The organism is Escherichia coli DSM 30083 = JCM 1649 = ATCC 11775, assembly GCF_003697165.2.
Classification (GTDB): Bacteria; Pseudomonadota; Gammaproteobacteria; order Enterobacterales; family Enterobacteriaceae; genus Escherichia; species Escherichia coli.
The window spans coordinates 64,378-78,363 of record NZ_CP033092.2 but is presented as its reverse complement, the minus strand read 5'-3'; the positions used below and the strand labels follow the sequence as shown (position 1 = coordinate 78,363).

17 protein-coding genes are annotated in these 13,986 nt (G+C 51.5%); 10 read left to right on the top strand and 7 right to left on the bottom strand.

The window, feature by feature from the left end:
• Positions 1–133: 133 nt before the first annotated feature.
• Positions 134–1,411: a lipid IV(A) 3-deoxy-D-manno-octulosonic acid transferase gene (gene waaA, locus EAS44_RS01180; protein ID WP_000891546.1), complete on the top strand. Its 1,278-nt coding sequence runs from the start codon at positions 134–136 to the stop codon at positions 1,409–1,411.
• A 7-nt stretch (positions 1,412–1,418) separates the two neighbouring features.
• Positions 1,419–1,898, top strand: a complete 480-nt coding sequence (gene coaD / locus EAS44_RS01175; protein ID WP_001171873.1) for a pantetheine-phosphate adenylyltransferase — start codon at positions 1,419–1,421, stop codon at positions 1,896–1,898.
• A 38-nt stretch (positions 1,899–1,936) separates the two neighbouring features.
• Here coaD and mutM read toward each other — a convergent pair whose 3' ends face one another.
• From mutM to radC, 4 genes are all read right to left on the bottom strand, one after another.
• A complete protein-coding gene (gene mutM, locus EAS44_RS01170) occupies positions 1,937–2,746 on the bottom strand; it encodes a bifunctional DNA-formamidopyrimidine glycosylase/DNA-(apurinic or apyrimidinic site) lyase (RefSeq protein WP_001114533.1) in 810 nt (269 codons plus the stop codon).
• A 97-nt stretch (positions 2,747–2,843) separates the two neighbouring features.
• Positions 2,844–3,011: a 50S ribosomal protein L33 gene (gene rpmG / locus EAS44_RS01165; RefSeq protein ID WP_001051798.1), complete on the bottom strand. Its 168-nt coding sequence runs from the start codon at positions 3,009–3,011 to the stop codon at positions 2,844–2,846.
• Positions 3,012–3,031: 20 nt separating this feature from the next.
• Positions 3,032–3,268, bottom strand: coding sequence for a 50S ribosomal protein L28 (gene rpmB, locus EAS44_RS01160; RefSeq protein WP_000091955.1), 237 nt, complete (start codon positions 3,266–3,268; stop codon positions 3,032–3,034).
• Positions 3,269–3,484: 216 nt separating this feature from the next.
• A complete protein-coding gene (radC, locus tag EAS44_RS01155; RefSeq protein ID WP_001297375.1) occupies positions 3,485–4,153 on the bottom strand; it encodes a RadC family protein in 669 nt (222 codons plus the stop codon).
• A gap of 171 nt (positions 4,154–4,324) precedes the next feature.
• On the opposite strand from radC, the gene coaBC reads away from it, so the two are divergent.
• The 3 genes from coaBC to slmA all read left to right on the top strand — a co-directional run bounded on the left by coaBC (position 4,325) and on the right by slmA (position 6,684).
• The gene (gene coaBC / locus EAS44_RS01150) at positions 4,325–5,545 is read left to right on the top strand and encodes a bifunctional phosphopantothenoylcysteine decarboxylase/phosphopantothenate--cysteine ligase CoaBC (protein WP_000050149.1); all 1,221 of its coding nucleotides are present in this window, start codon (positions 4,325–4,327) and stop codon (positions 5,543–5,545) included.
• Entirely contained in the window at positions 5,523–5,981 is a 459-nt protein-coding gene (dut, locus tag EAS44_RS01145) for a dUTP diphosphatase (protein ID WP_000976066.1), read from the top strand. The genes coaBC and dut overlap by 23 nt, the downstream gene beginning before the upstream one ends.
• A 106-nt stretch (positions 5,982–6,087) precedes the next feature.
• On the top strand, positions 6,088–6,684 hold the full coding sequence (gene slmA, locus EAS44_RS01140; protein WP_000818598.1) for a nucleoid occlusion factor SlmA: 597 nt from the start codon (positions 6,088–6,090) through the stop codon (positions 6,682–6,684).
• A gap of 36 nt (positions 6,685–6,720) precedes the next feature.
• Here the strand turns inward: slmA and pyrE are convergent, their stop codons facing one another.
• Together pyrE and rph are read right to left on the bottom strand one after the other, a co-directional pair.
• The gene (gene pyrE / locus EAS44_RS01135; RefSeq protein ID WP_000806174.1) at positions 6,721–7,362 is read right to left on the bottom strand and encodes an orotate phosphoribosyltransferase; all 642 of its coding nucleotides are present in this window, start codon (positions 7,360–7,362) and stop codon (positions 6,721–6,723) included.
• 65 nt (positions 7,363–7,427) lie between these two features.
• Positions 7,428–8,144 (bottom strand): ribonuclease PH, encoded by a 717-nt coding sequence (gene rph, locus EAS44_RS01130; protein WP_001247093.1) that lies wholly within the window; start codon positions 8,142–8,144, stop codon positions 7,428–7,430.
• Between the two features lie 126 nt (positions 8,145–8,270).
• Between rph and yicC the strand changes: the two genes are divergently transcribed.
• The 3 genes from yicC to yicG all read left to right on the top strand — a co-directional run bounded on the left by yicC (position 8,271) and on the right by yicG (position 11,089).
• Positions 8,271–9,134, top strand: a complete 864-nt coding sequence (gene yicC, locus EAS44_RS01125) for a YicC/YloC family endoribonuclease (protein ID WP_000621332.1) — start codon at positions 8,271–8,273, stop codon at positions 9,132–9,134.
• A gap of 221 nt (positions 9,135–9,355) precedes the next feature.
• A complete protein-coding gene (gene dinD, locus EAS44_RS01120) occupies positions 9,356–10,180 on the top strand; it encodes a DNA damage-inducible protein D (RefSeq protein WP_001297973.1) in 825 nt (274 codons plus the stop codon).
• Positions 10,181–10,471: 291 nt separating this feature from the next.
• On the top strand, positions 10,472–11,089 hold the full coding sequence (gene yicG, locus EAS44_RS01115; RefSeq protein ID WP_000924289.1) for a trimeric intracellular cation channel family protein: 618 nt from the start codon (positions 10,472–10,474) through the stop codon (positions 11,087–11,089).
• On the opposite strand, the gene ligB is transcribed toward yicG, so the two are convergent.
• Positions 11,086–12,768: an NAD-dependent DNA ligase LigB gene (ligB, locus tag EAS44_RS01110; RefSeq protein ID WP_001363072.1), complete on the bottom strand. Its 1,683-nt coding sequence runs from the start codon at positions 12,766–12,768 to the stop codon at positions 11,086–11,088. The two genes, yicG and ligB, sit on opposite strands and share 4 nt — an antisense overlap.
• A gap of 257 nt (positions 12,769–13,025) precedes the next feature.
• Here ligB and gmk point away from each other — a divergent pair, with 257 nt between their 5' ends.
• On the top strand, positions 13,026–13,649 hold the full coding sequence (gene gmk / locus EAS44_RS01105) for a guanylate kinase (RefSeq protein ID WP_001295237.1): 624 nt from the start codon (positions 13,026–13,028) through the stop codon (positions 13,647–13,649).
• A 54-nt stretch (positions 13,650–13,703) separates the two neighbouring features.
• Positions 13,704–13,979: a DNA-directed RNA polymerase subunit omega gene (rpoZ, locus tag EAS44_RS01100; protein WP_000135058.1), complete on the top strand. Its 276-nt coding sequence runs from the start codon at positions 13,704–13,706 to the stop codon at positions 13,977–13,979.
• The last annotated feature ends 7 nt before the right edge of the window (positions 13,980–13,986 follow it).

Below are 13,986 nucleotides of genomic sequence, written 5' to 3'. Positions count from 1 at the left end.
TACAAAAAAAGTATAGATGTTCAGCAAGAATTGGCGGGTAAATTGCTATTTAAGTCAAAAACGGGAAAAGTAATGGTAAAGCCACAGCTAAATACATAGAATCCCCAGCACATCCATAAGTCAGCTATTTACTATGCTCGAATTGCTTTACACCGCCCTTTTCTACCTTATTCAGCCGCTGATCTGGATACGGCTCTGGGTGCGCGGACGTAAGGCTCCGGCCTATCGAAAACGCTGGGGTGAACGTTACGGTTTTTACCGCCATCCGCTAAAACCAGGCGGCATTATGCTGCACTCCGTCTCCGTCGGTGAAACTCTGGCGGCGATCCCGTTGGTGCGCGCACTGCGTCATCGTTATCCTGATTTACCGATTACCGTAACAACCATGACTCCAACCGGTTCGGAGCGCGTACAATCGGCTTTCGGGAAGGATGTTCAGCACGTTTATCTGCCGTATGACCTGCCCGATGCACTCAACCGTTTCCTGAATAAAGTCGACCCTAAACTGGTGTTGATTATGGAAACCGAACTATGGCCTAACCTGATTGCGGCGCTACATAAACGTAAAATTCCGCTGGTGATCGCTAACGCGCGACTCTCTGCCCGCTCGGCCGCAGGTTATGCCAAACTGGGTAAATTCGTCCGCCGCTTGCTGCGTCGTATTACGCTGATTGCCGCCCAAAATGAAGAAGATGGTGCACGTTTTGTGGCGCTGGGCGCAAAAAATAATCAGGTGACCGTTACCGGTAGCCTGAAATTCGATATTTCTGTAACGCCGCAGTTGGCTGCTAAAGCCGTGACGCTGCGCCGCCAGTGGGCACCACACCGCCCGGTATGGATTGCCACCAGCACTCATGAAGGCGAAGAGAGTGTGGTGATCGCCGCACATCAGGCATTGTTACAGCAATTCCCGAATTTATTGCTCATCCTGGTACCCCGTCATCCAGAACGCTTCCCGGATGCGATTAACCTTGTCCGCCAGGCTGGACTAAGCTATATCACACGATCTTCAGGGGAAGTCCCCTCCACCAGCACGCAGGTTGTGGTTGGCGATACGATGGGCGAGTTGATGTTACTGTACGGCATTGCCGATCTCGCCTTTGTTGGCGGTTCACTGGTTGAACGTGGTGGGCATAATCCGCTGGAAGCGGCCGCACACGCTATTCCGGTATTGATGGGGCCGCATACGTTTAACTTTAAAGACATTTGCGCGCGGCTGGAGCAGGCAAGCGGGCTGATTACCGTTACCGATGCCACTACGCTTGCAAAAGAGGTTTCCTCTTTACTCACCGACGCCGATTACCGTAGTTTCTATGGCCGTCATGCCGTTGAAGTGCTGTATCAAAACCAGGGCGCGCTACAGCGTCTGCTTCAACTGCTGGAACCTTACCTGCCACCGAAAACGCATTGAGGTTGTTATGCAAAAACGGGCGATTTATCCGGGTACTTTCGATCCCATTACCAATGGTCATATCGATATCGTGACGCGCGCCACGCAGATGTTCGATCACGTTATTCTGGCGATTGCCGCTAGTCCCAGTAAAAAACCGATGTTTACCCTTGAAGAGCGTGTGGAACTGGCACAGCAGGCAACCGCACATCTGGGGAACGTGGAAGTGGTCGGGTTTAGTGATTTGATGGCGAACTTCGCCCGTAATCAACACGCTACGGTGCTGATTCGTGGCCTGCGTGCGGTGGCGGATTTTGAATATGAAATGCAGCTGGCGCATATGAATCGCCACTTAATGCCGGAGCTGGAAAGTGTGTTTCTGATGCCGTCGAAAGAGTGGTCGTTTATCTCTTCATCGTTGGTGAAAGAGGTGGCGCGCCATCAGGGCGATGTCACCCATTTCCTGCCGGAGAATGTCCATCAGGCGCTGATGGCGAAGTTAGCGTAGAGTTTATGCCGGATGGTATGCCATCCGGCGCGCATCAATTACTTCTGGCACTGCCGACAATAAAACGTTGCCCGCTGCGCATGTTTAGTCGCCACAATCGGCGTACCGCACACCCGACACGGCTCACCTTTTCGCCCGTAAACCTGCAATTCCTGAGCGAAATAGCCCGGTTTACCATCACTTTGCAGAAAATCTTTCAGCGTTGTACCGCCCTGCTCAATCGAACGCAGCAACACCGCTTTAATCACCCGAGCTAACAATTCACACTCCGCCAGCGACAGTGATGACGCCAGCCGATCCGGATGGATCCCCGCCGCAAACAGCGATTCGCTGGCATAGATATTCCCTACGCCTACCACCAGCTTGTTATCCATCAGCCACGGTTTAATCGCCGTTTTTTTCTTCGCGCACTTCTGATGCAGGTACTCACCGTTGAAATCGTCACTAAGCGGCTCCGGTCCAAGATGGGCCAGCACGTTGTGCCCTTCCAGCTCTTTGGTCCATAGCCAGGCACCAAAGCGGCGCGGATCGGTGTAGCGCAGCACTTTGCCGTTGCTCATCACCAAATCCACATGGTCATGCTTTTCAGGGGGAAGTTCTTCTGGAAGGATGCGCAGGCTGCCAGACATCCCCAAATGAATGATAATCCAGCCCTCAGGCAGCTCCAGCAGCAGATATTTAGCCCGGCGCTGCACGCTAAGCACTGGTTGGTCGCTTAAACGGTAGATCTCTTCTGAAACCGGCCAGCGCAAGCGTCCGTTGCGCACCACCGCATGAAGAATGGTTGCACCAACGAGATGCGGTTCTATGCCGCGACGGCTGGTTTCAACTTCGGGTAATTCAGGCATAGCATCTCCAGGAATGAACAGATGCAGTCAATATGGGGGCAAGCAGATAACAAAAAACCCCGCCGGGGCGAGGTTTTTTGTTACATCAAAGCGAGAATTATTTGATTTTCGCTTCTTTGTAGATCACGTGCTGGCGAACAACTGGATCGAATTTTTTCAGTTCCAGTTTTTCCGGCTTAGTACGTTTGTTCTTCGTAGTGGTATAGAAGTGACCAGTACCAGCAGAAGAAACCAGCTTGATTTTCTCACGAATACCTTTAGCCATGATTTATTTCCTCTAAGTACTTAGTACTTTTCGCCACGGGCACGCAGTTCAGCCAGAACTGTATCGATGCCTTTTTTATCGATTACACGCATACCTTTAGCAGATACGCGCAGGGTGACAAAACGCTTCTCGCTCTCAACCCAGAAACGGTGAGAGTGCAGATTCGGCAGGAAACGGCGTTTAGTCGCGTTCAGTGCGTGGGAACGGTTGTTACCGGTCACCGGACGCTTGCCAGTAACTTGGCAGACTCGGGACATGTCTATTCTCCAAAAATCAAATTAGCTCGAGCTTCGTATGGGGTATTGGCGCCTCGTCAGGCTTTACAGCCCGGTCATCGCAGTTCTATGTGAACTCTCGATTGCCAGGCCCAAATGCCAAACCCGAGATTCTCAAAGGTGGCGTAGTATACGCTGACTCAGCGATGTGCTCAAGTCCCGAACAGACAAAGATCCCGAAGGATCGCGCATAGCGGGTTAAATCCAGCCGCGTTCGGCAAAAGAAACATACTCTCCACGCCCAATCACGATATGGTCGAGCACGCGTAAATCCATGAACTGACAACTCTTTATTATCCGTTCAGTAATGAGTTTATCCGCTTTACTGGGTTCAGCACAACCCGAAGGGTGATTATGCGCAAGGATCAGCGCCGAGGCGTTTATTTTTATCGCTTCGCGGATAATTTCCCGAGGATGGACTTCAACATGGTTTAGCGTGCCGGAAAAAAGACGGCTATGCGTTATAACCCGGTGTTGGGAGTCGAGAAAGATCACCATAAAGATCTCCCGCTCCTCGCCCGTGAGCTGGCTTTGTAAAAATTCCCTCGTCATCTCCGGGCTGAGTAAAGGGCTTTCTTCACGCATCCGTACGTTGTAGTAACGCCGCGCCAGTTCGGCAATCCCCTTTAACTGGGCGAATTTCGCCACGCCAATTCCATGAACGCCACTAAATTGCTCATATTCAGAGGTTAACAAGCCATAAAGAGAGCCGAAATTCTCCAGCATCTCTTTTGCCAGGGTTAATACATCTTTACCGCGCGTTCCGGTACGCAGAAATAGCGCCAACAGCTCGACATCCGTTAAGGCGCTAATACCAAACTTCAGCATTTTTTCGCGCGGCATCAACAGCTGTGCATTGTTTTTCACCTTCACCTCCTTTGTGGTGCTCGCATCCTGTCATAGCCGTTCCTTTAAATCGACGGCCAGTTTTCAATCCTGGAAAGCGCCTCGCAAAGTGAATCTCAGGTGAAGGCACGACAACAAAAGTATTGTGATAAAATCGCCAACTTCTGGTGTCACCCAACAGGAAAAATCATCATGAGCCTGGCCGGTAAAAAAATCGTTCTCGGCGTTAGCGGCGGTATTGCTGCCTATAAAACCCCTGAACTGGTGCGTCGTTTGCGCGATCGCGGGGCCGATGTCCGCGTAGCCATGACCGAAGCGGCAAAAGCCTTTATCACCCCACTTAGCTTGCAGGCGGTTTCTGGTTATCCCGTTTCCGACAGTCTGCTGGACCCGGCAGCCGAAGCCGCTATGGGCCATATTGAGCTGGGAAAATGGGCTGATTTAGTGATTCTCGCCCCTGCCACGGCAGATTTAATTGCCCGTGTTGCAGCCGGAATGGCGAATGACCTGGTATCGACGATTTGTCTGGCTACACCTGCGCCTGTAGCCGTGCTCCCCGCCATGAACCAGCAGATGTACCGTGCCGCCGCCACCCAGCATAATTTAGAGGTGCTTGCCTCGCGTGGTTTGCTCATCTGGGGGCCAGACAGCGGCAGTCAGGCTTGTGGTGATATCGGCCCAGGGCGAATGCTCGATCCGTTAACCATTGTGGATATGGCGGTAGCGCATTTTTCGCCCGTCAACGACCTGAAACATCTGAACATTATGATTACCGCCGGTCCGACGCGTGAACCGCTCGATCCCGTGCGTTATATCTCTAATCACAGCTCCGGCAAGATGGGTTTTGCTATCGCCGCCGCCGCAGCCCGTCGTGGTGCGAACGTCACGCTGGTATCAGGTCCGGTTTCATTACCGACGCCACCGTTTGTTAACCGTGTTGATGTGATGACCGCGCTGGAAATGGAAGCCGCCGTGAATGCTTCAGTACAGCAGCAAAATATTTTTATCGGTTGCGCCGCCGTGGCGGATTATCGCGCAGCTACCGTGGCCCCAGAAAAAATCAAAAAGCAGGCCACGCAGGGTGATGAATTAACAATAAAAATGGTTAAAAACCCCGATATCGTCGCAGGCGTTGCCGCACTAAAAGACCATCGACCCTACGTCGTTGGATTTGCCGCCGAAACAAATAATGTGGAAGAATACGCCCGGCAAAAACGTATCCGTAAAAACCTTGATCTGATCTGCGCGAACGATGTTTCCCAGCCAACTCAAGGATTTAACAGCGACAACAACGCATTACACCTTTTCTGGCAGGACGGAGATAAAGTCTTACCGCTTGAGCGCAAAGAGCTCCTTGGCCAATTATTACTCGACGAGATCGTGACCCGTTATGATGAAAAAAATCGACGTTAAGATTCTGGACCCGCGCGTTGGGAAGGAATTTCCGCTCCCGACTTATGCCACCTCTGGCTCTGCCGGACTTGACCTGCGTGCCTGTCTCGACGACGCCGTAGAACTGGCTCCGGGTGACACTACGCTGGTTCCGACCGGGCTGGCGATTCATATTGCCGATCCTTCACTGGCGGCAATGATGCTGCCGCGCTCCGGATTGGGACATAAGCACGGTATCGTGCTTGGTAACCTGGTAGGATTGATCGATTCTGACTATCAGGGCCAGTTGATGATTTCCGTGTGGAACCGTGGTCAGGACAACTTCACCATTCAACCTGGCGAACGCATCGCCCAGATGATTTTTGTTCCGGTAGTACAGGCTGAATTTAATCTGGTGGAAGATTTCGACGCCACCGACCGCGGTGAAGGCGGCTTTGGTCACTCTGGTCGTCAGTAACACATACGCATCCGAATAACGTCATAACATAGCCGCAAACATTTCGTTTGCGGTCATAGCGTGGGTGCCGCCTGGCAAGTGCTTATTTTCAGGGGTATTTTGTAACATGGCAGAAAAACAAACTGCGAAAAGGAACCGTCGCGAGGAAATACTTCAGTCTCTGGCGCTGATGCTGGAATCCAGCGATGGAAGCCAACGTATCACGACGGCAAAACTGGCCGCCTCTGTCGGCGTTTCCGAAGCGGCACTGTATCGCCACTTCCCCAGTAAGACCCGCATGTTCGATAGCCTGATTGAGTTTATCGAAGATAGCCTGATTACTCGCATCAATCTGATTCTGAAAGATGAGAAGGACACCACAGCGCGCCTGCGTCTGATTGTGTTGCTGCTTCTCGGTTTTGGTGAGCGTAATCCTGGCCTGACCCGCATCCTCACTGGTCATGCACTAATGTTTGAACAGGATCGCCTGCAAGGGCGCATCAACCAGCTATTCGAGCGTATTGAAGCGCAGTTGCGTCAGGTATTGCGTGAAAAGAGAATGCGTGAGGGCGAAGGCTACGCGACGGATGAAACCCTGCTGGCAAGCCAGATCCTGGCCTTCTGTGAAGGTATGCTGTCACGCTTTGTCCGCAGCGAGTTTAAATACCGCCCGACGGATGACTTTGACGCCCGCTGGCCGCTAATTGCTGCACAGTTGCAGTAATATGACGCCGGATGACTTTTCATCCGGCGAGTTTCTTTAAACGCCGAACTCTTCGCGATAGGCCTTAACCGCCGCCAGATGTTCCGCCATTTCTGGCTTCTCTTCCAGATAGGCAATCAGATCTTTCAAGGTGATGATAGAGATCACTTTGCAGTTGTAATCACGCTCAACTTCCTGAATTGCCGAAATCTCGCCGCGCCCCCGTTCCTGACGATCGAGCGAAATCAATACGCCAGCAAGCGTCGCGCCATTGGCCTGAATAATTTCCATCGACTCGCGAATCGCCGTTCCGGCGGTGATCACATCATCCACCAGCATTATGCGTCCTTGTAACGCGCTACCGACCAGATTGCCGCCTTCACCGTGGTCTTTTGCTTCTTTGCGGTTAAAGCAGTACGGCAGGTCCAGGTCATGATGCTCCGCCAGCGCCACGGCAGTTGTGGTGGCAATCGGGATCCCTTTGTAAGCAGGGCCAAACAGCAGATCGAACTCAATGCCGGAATCCACCAATGCTTCAGCGTAAAAACGGCCTAACAGTGCCAGATCGCGCCCGGTATTAAACAGCCCGGCGTTGAAGAAATAGGGGCTTTTGCGCCCGGATTTCAGCGTGAACTCGCCAAACTTTAACACCTGCTTGCTAAGCGCAAATTCAATAAACTGGCGCTGATATGGTTTCATGCCTTCGCTCCTCATCTTACTTTTCTACAGACAAAAAAAAGGCGACTCATCAGTCGCCTTAAAAATCAGTTTGCCAGCGCCGCCTTCTGCGTCGCTACAATGGATTCGATTCCCCCTCGGGCCAGCGCCAACAAGGTGAGTAACTCTTCGTGGGTGAACGGTTCGCCTTCTGCCGTCCCCTGCACTTCAATGATACGCCCGTCTTCGGTCATCACTACGTTCATGTCGGTCTCTGCGGCAGAGTCTTCAACATATTCCAGATCGCAAACCGCTTCGCCGTTCACAATCCCGACAGAGACCGCGGCTACCATCCCTTTCATTGGATTAGTTTTCAGCTTGCCGTTTTCCACCAGCTTCTGTAGCGCATCTGCCAGCGCCACGCAGGCACCCGTAATCGAAGCGGTACGCGTGCCACCATCAGCCTGAAGCACGTCGCAGTCCAGCGTAATGGTGAACTCACCCAGTGCTTTCAAATCTACTGCCGCGCGAAGAGCACGGGCGATCAGACGCTGGATTTCCATTGTGCGTCCACCCTGCTTACCTTTCGCCGCTTCACGCGCGTTACGGGTATGGGTAGAACGCGGCAGCATACCGTACTCTGCGGTGATCCAGCCCTGGCCCTGACCTTTCAGGAAGCGCGGCACGCCTTCTTCAATAGAGGCGGTACACAACACTTTGGTATCGCCAAATTCGACCAGCACCGAGCCTTCTGCATGTTTTGTATAGTTACGAGTCAGGGTAACGGGACGCACCTGATTATTGCTACGGCCTGCTGGACGCATATTGAAATCTCCGGCTTGAAACAAATGTGGCTGCGCATTATACGGACTTCCGGCGGTTATTCCTATCCTGACAAGGCATCGATGGCTATAATCCTTCCACCTCTCCTTTTATAAACAGGAACGTCTATGATCCGCAGTATGACCGCCTACGCCCGGCGTGAAATCAAGGGTGAATGGGGGAGCGCAACCTGGGAAATGCGCTCGGTAAACCAGCGTTATCTGGAAACTTACTTTCGTCTGCCGGAGCAGTTCCGTAGCCTTGAACCTGTCGTTCGCGAGCGTATTCGTTCTCGCCTGACGCGCGGTAAAGTGGAATGTACCCTGCGCTATGAGCCAGATGTTAGCGCGCAAGGTGAGCTGATCCTCAACGAAAAACTGGCTAAACAGCTGGTAACTGCCGCGAACTGGGTAAAAATGCAGAGCGACGAAGGAGAAATCAACCCGGTTGATATTCTACGCTGGCCGGGCGTGATGGCAGCCCAGGAGCAAGATCTCGACGCGATTGCAGCTGAAATTCTCGCGGCGTTGGATGGCACCCTGGATGACTTTATCATCGCGCGCGAAACCGAAGGTCAGGCGCTGAAAGTGTTGATTGAGCAGCGTCTGGAAGGCGTCACCGCCGAAGTGGTCAAAGTCCGCGCCCATATGCCGGAAATCCTGCAATGGCAGCGTGAGCGTCTGGTAGCGAAGCTGGAAGATGCTCAGGTGCAACTGGAAAACAACCGTCTGGAGCAGGAGTTGGTTCTGCTGGCACAACGAATTGACGTTGCCGAAGAACTGGACCGCCTCGAAGCGCATGTCAAAGAGACCTACAACATTCTGAAGAAAAAAGAAGCGGTTGGCCGTCGTCTGGACTTTATGATGCAGGAGTTCAACCGCGAGTCGAACACTCTTGCTTCGAAATCTATCAATGCCGAAGTGACGAATTCTGCCATCGAGCTGAAAGTGTTGATTGAGCAGATGCGCGAGCAGATCCAGAACATTGAATAACTCGTAACGCCAATTCTTCCTTTTCAGCCTTCACAAATGCCGCCCACTCAAACAGAGCGGCATTTTTCCTCCCCGCAACATTCAATTCTGTTTTGCGTGCCTGCTCCAGATTTTGCGATGTTTTTTTGCCCAGCGCAGTGAGAACGTGAGATACTCACAACTGTATATAAACACAGTTGTAAACTTACTTTCCTTGCAATCGATATCATATGGAGTGGGCAATGAACGAACATCATCAACCTTTTGAAGAAATACGGCATTATGGCACTGAAGGGCAAGAATTTTGGTCAGCGAGAGAATTGGCACCGTTACTGGATTATCGGGACTGGCGCAATTTTCAAAAGGTACTGGCCCGCGCGACTCAAGCGTGCGAAGCCAGCAATCAAGCTGCATCTGACCATTTCGTTGAAACCACCAAAATGGTTGTATTAGGTTCAGGGGCTCAACGAGAACTTGAAGATGTTCATCTCTCCCGCTATGCCTGTTACCTGGTAGTACAAAACGGCGACCCTGCGAAACCGGTTATTGCGGCAGGGCAAACTTATTTTGCTATCCAGACCCGACGGCAGGAGCTGGCTGACGATGAAGCTTTCAGGCAACTTCGTGAAGACGAAAAGCGTCTTTTTCTGAGAAATGAGTTGAAAGAACATAACAAACAATTAGTTGAGGCAGCGCAGCAAGCTGGGGTAGCGACAGCTATCGATTTCGCCATATTTCAGAATCATGGTTACCGGGGACTGTATGGTGGATTAGATCAGAAAGCCATCCATCAGCGGAAGGGGCTGAAAAAGAGTCAGAAGATCCTGGATCATATGGGTTCAACAGAACTGGCGGCTAATCTCTTTCGAGCTACCCAAACAGAAGAAAAACTCAAGCGGGATGGCGTGAATTCAAAACAGCAAGCTAATACCACACACTTTGACGTGGGTCGCAAGGTGAGGCAAACCATTCAGGAACTTGGCGGAACCATGCCTGAGGAGTTGCCGACCCCGCAGGTCAGCATCAAGCAGTTGGAAAACAGTGTAAAAATTACAGAGAAGAAATAGCAGAAAATAAAAACTCTTTTTGTTGATTGAGATACCCGATGCGTAAGCCAAAGTCCAGGTGCGGTGAACACAATGGCTAAACATTGCACCTTTCTTTTCCACCCCTCAATTTTAACCTATTTTTTCTTATGCATTTTCTCAGACAAGAAGTCAGAAGAATGCATCTACGCTACAGAAAATAGCGATTTCACATAACTACAAGTTATCAATTTCCTCTCACCTTAAAAAATCTCAATCGTGACAATACGCACAAATCGCTACCCTGCCAGACAGATTTTTAGGGAGAGAACCATGCTGTTACACATTTTGTATTTGGTTGGCATTACTGCCGAAGCCATGACGGGGGCGCTGGCGGCCGGACGACGGCGCATGGATACATTTGGCGTAATTATTATTGCGACCGCCACGGCAATTGGCGGAGGGTCAGTGCGCGATATTCTGCTGGGCCACTATCCGCTCGGCTGGGTCAAACACCCGGAATATGTGATTATCGTCGCTACCGCCGCAGTACTCACCACTATCGTTGCTCCTGTAATGCCTTATCTGCGCAAAGTGTTTCTGGTGCTCGATGCGCTCGGACTGGTGGTCTTTTCTATCATCGGCGCACAGGTTGCACTGGATATGGGGCACGGCCCAATTATTGCCGTTGTCGCGGCGGTAACCACCGGCGTGTTTGGCGGCGTTTTGCGCGATATGTTCTGTAAACGCATTCCACTGGTATTCCAGAAAGAGTTGTATGCCGGTGTCTCATTTGCCTCCGCCGTGCTGTACATCGCGCTGCAACACTATGTTTCTAACCATGATGTTGTGATTATCTCCACCCTGGTATTCGGCTTTTTTGCCCGTTTACTGGCGCTACGTCTTAAGCTGGGATTACCGGTCTTTTACTACAGCCACGAAGGTCACTAAGGTTCAAAACCTGTGATCTGCTGGGCAGCCAGCCAACTGCCCAGCTTCTTGATTTGCGCATTTTCCTTCCATTCAATAACCTGTCTGGCGCGCCCCGATCCAGTCCCCGGCTGCTGCTGCCAGAACTGTTCCGTGCTAAATAAAAGTTGCGACCAGGACCGTTCATCACTGGCATTAAGCGCCGCCCGGGTTAGCGGTATTCCCATTGCCATCACCCAGCGAGTAAAAGGCTGCTGACGAGCCAGATTAAACTGATGCCATAACTGCGCACTTTTACTTTTCGCGATCCCCGGCGTGTTCTGTAATTGCTCTGGCGTTAATAAAAGCCAGGAAAAGATATGCTCAAAGCGATGAGTCTGATGCAGGGCGCGCCAGCCGGCCTCACCAATGCCATCAAGCCCCAGAACCTGTTTTGACCCCAGCCAGACTAAGCGTGAAATGAACTGTTCCTGACAAACATCAGAAGCAAAGTAGCAGGTCAACGAGTTAAAGCGGTTTTCTGGTGGTGTCGGTTTTGTACGTTCTGCTCCGCGCCAGACCACATCATCAATGCGAGGAATCCCCTGACCGGCAAGGCTGACGAGGATCTGATCACCAGGCGCAATATCCCACTCCTGCCAGCGCCTGACGGAACCAATATTCACCCGCTGGACTTTTTTATCATCCAGCATGACAGGTGCGAGTGACGCCACCACCGATATTTTACCGCTCTTACCCACCGCAAACTGAATCGCCTTCACTTCGGCAACCTGAGCTACAGGTTGATATTTCCAGGCCACCAGCCACTCCGCCTGGCCCGGTAACCAATGACGGGATTCGGGTTCTTTCGCCGCTCGCACAACCACGCCATCGGTGACGAAGGGTAATTTTGCTTTCCACCACTCATTGCGTACGTGCGCAACCTCATCAGCATTTTTAACCGCGCGGGTATACGTCTGCGTTAAAGTAAAACCTGCGGTAGCCAGATCCTTTAAACGATCGGTCATTAAATGCGGTCCATCCGGCCATGCCCAGACAAAAACAGCCAGTGAGTTTAGCGTATCGCTATTCCCCTGGCGCATCATCAGGCCAGCAACTTTTGCGCGGGCATTTATTCCCCCCATTTGTTGTTGGATATGCCCCTCGCGCTGGAGAAATATTTCCCCCTGAAGCGTGCTGTTGGCTAAAGGCCCGCTAACGGTTTGCGGCACAGCGGAAATTAAGCGAACTTTCTGCGTCCAGTCCTCGCCTTTCAGGCCATTACCGCGACTGATTGCTTTGTTCAGTTTCCCGTCCCGATAAACCAGGGTTACCGCAACGCCATCAACTTTTGGCTGCACCCAAAGATCGCTACGTTCGCGCATCCACAGACTTAATGCGTTTTTATCCGCCATTTTGCGTACACCCGTATGGGCAACCGGATGCATAACCGCACCGTTTAAAGGCGGCATCATCACATCGCGAGTCTCGTTCCCAAAACAGCGTTGCCACTGCGTGAGACGGGCGCTTAACTGATCGTAAACACCGTCTTCCACCTCACTTTTCCCTTCCTTCCAGTAGTCATCGTCCCACTGTTTTATTTGCTGTTGCAGGCGGGAAATTTCTTCCTGTGCTCTGGCTGGCGACCAGGCCGGACAGACCGCCCACGCCGATGATTGCCAGCACAAGATACTTATTAATATCGCCATCCATACTTTCATCATCACCTCCGCTGTAGATAGTCAGGCAGATATACAACGTGGTGAAAGCAAAGCCGAGTGGCAAAAACGGAGTCTGCGAGGACGCTTCCTGAGAATCGTCTTTATTGCAGTGAATCACAGGCAAATGCGGAAGCAGCTACGCAAAATGCAACAACTTTGCGCAAAAAGTGTGAGCAAGGGCTACGTCACATGGCCGCGCCGTGTATAATAAGCTCGTATGTAGGCTTTATTTCGCTAATCACATACGAAAGATACTCATGGCTCAAGGCACGCTTTATATTGTTTCTGCCCCCAGTGGCGCGGGTAAATCCAGCCTGATTCAGGCTTTATTAAAAACCCAACCGTTGTATGACACCCAGGTTTCTGTTTCACACACCACACGCCAACCGCGTCCTGGTGAAGTCCACGGTGAACATTATTTCTTTGTTAATCATGATGAATTTAAAGAAATGATTAGTAGAGATGCGTTCCTCGAACACGCAGAAGTTTTTGGTAATTACTATGGCACTTCGCGTGAGGCCATTGAGCAAGTACTGGCGACCGGTGTCGATGTTTTTCTCGATATCGACTGGCAGGGTGCGCAGCAAATTCGCCAGAAGATGCCGCACGCGCGGAGTATCTTTATTTTACCGCCGTCTAAAATCGAACTGGACCGCCGTCTACGCGGTCGCGGTCAGGACAGCGAAGAGGTCATTGCAAAGCGTATGGCGCAAGCTGTTGCAGAAATGAGCCATTACGCCGAATATGATTACCTGATTGTGAATGATGACTTCGATACCGCGTTGACCGATTTGAAGACCATTATTCGCGCCGAACGTCTGCGCATGAGCCGCCAAAAGCAGCGTCATGACGCTTTAATCAGCAAATTGTTGGCAGACTGAACCTGATTTCAGTATCATGCCCAGTCATTTCTTCACCTGTGGAGCTTTTTAAGTATGGCACGCGTAACTGTTCAGGACGCTGTAGAGAAAATTGGTAACCGTTTTGACCTGGTACTGGTCGCCGCGCGTCGCGCTCGTCAGATGCAGGTAGGCGGAAAGGATCCGCTGGTACCGGAAGAAAACGATAAAACCACTGTAATCGCGCTGCGCGAAATCGAAGAAGGTCTGATCAACAACCAGATCCTCGACGTTCGCGAACGCCAGGAACAGCAAGAGCAGGAAGCCGCTGAATTACAAGCCGTTACCGCTATTGCTGAAGGTCGTCGTTAATCACAAA

Excerpts from the sequence above, each read along its gene's own strand:
- rpmG (WP_001051798.1), bottom strand. The coding sequence starts at position 3,011 with ATGGCTAAAGGTATTCGTGAGAAAATCAAGCTGGTTTCTTCTGCTGGT.
- slmA (WP_000818598.1), top strand. The coding sequence starts at position 6,088 with ATGGCAGAAAAACAAACTGCGAAAAGGAACCGTCGCGAGGAAATACTT.
- dinD (WP_001297973.1), top strand. The coding sequence starts at position 9,356 with ATGAACGAACATCATCAACCTTTTGAAGAAATACGGCATTATGGCACT.
- dut (WP_000976066.1), top strand. The coding sequence starts at position 5,523 with ATGATGAAAAAAATCGACGTTAAGATTCTGGACCCGCGCGTTGGGAAG.
- rpoZ (WP_000135058.1), top strand. The coding sequence starts at position 13,704 with ATGGCACGCGTAACTGTTCAGGACGCTGTAGAGAAAATTGGTAACCGT.
- rph (WP_001247093.1), bottom strand. The coding sequence starts at position 8,144 with ATGCGTCCAGCAGGCCGTAGCAATAATCAGGTGCGTCCCGTTACCCTG.
- rpmB (WP_000091955.1), bottom strand. The coding sequence starts at position 3,268 with ATGTCCCGAGTCTGCCAAGTTACTGGCAAGCGTCCGGTGACCGGTAAC.
- coaD (WP_001171873.1), top strand. The coding sequence starts at position 1,419 with ATGCAAAAACGGGCGATTTATCCGGGTACTTTCGATCCCATTACCAAT.
- yicG (WP_000924289.1), top strand. The coding sequence starts at position 10,472 with ATGCTGTTACACATTTTGTATTTGGTTGGCATTACTGCCGAAGCCATG.
- gmk (WP_001295237.1), top strand. The coding sequence starts at position 13,026 with ATGGCTCAAGGCACGCTTTATATTGTTTCTGCCCCCAGTGGCGCGGGT.
- mutM (WP_001114533.1), bottom strand. The coding sequence starts at position 2,746 with ATGCCTGAATTACCCGAAGTTGAAACCAGCCGTCGCGGCATAGAACCG.
- waaA (WP_000891546.1), top strand. The coding sequence starts at position 134 with ATGCTCGAATTGCTTTACACCGCCCTTTTCTACCTTATTCAGCCGCTG.
- pyrE (WP_000806174.1), bottom strand. The coding sequence starts at position 7,362 with ATGAAACCATATCAGCGCCAGTTTATTGAATTTGCGCTTAGCAAGCAG.
- ligB (WP_001363072.1), bottom strand. The coding sequence starts at position 12,768 with ATGAAAGTATGGATGGCGATATTAATAAGTATCTTGTGCTGGCAATCA.
- yicC (WP_000621332.1), top strand. The coding sequence starts at position 8,271 with ATGATCCGCAGTATGACCGCCTACGCCCGGCGTGAAATCAAGGGTGAA.
- coaBC (WP_000050149.1), top strand. The coding sequence starts at position 4,325 with ATGAGCCTGGCCGGTAAAAAAATCGTTCTCGGCGTTAGCGGCGGTATT.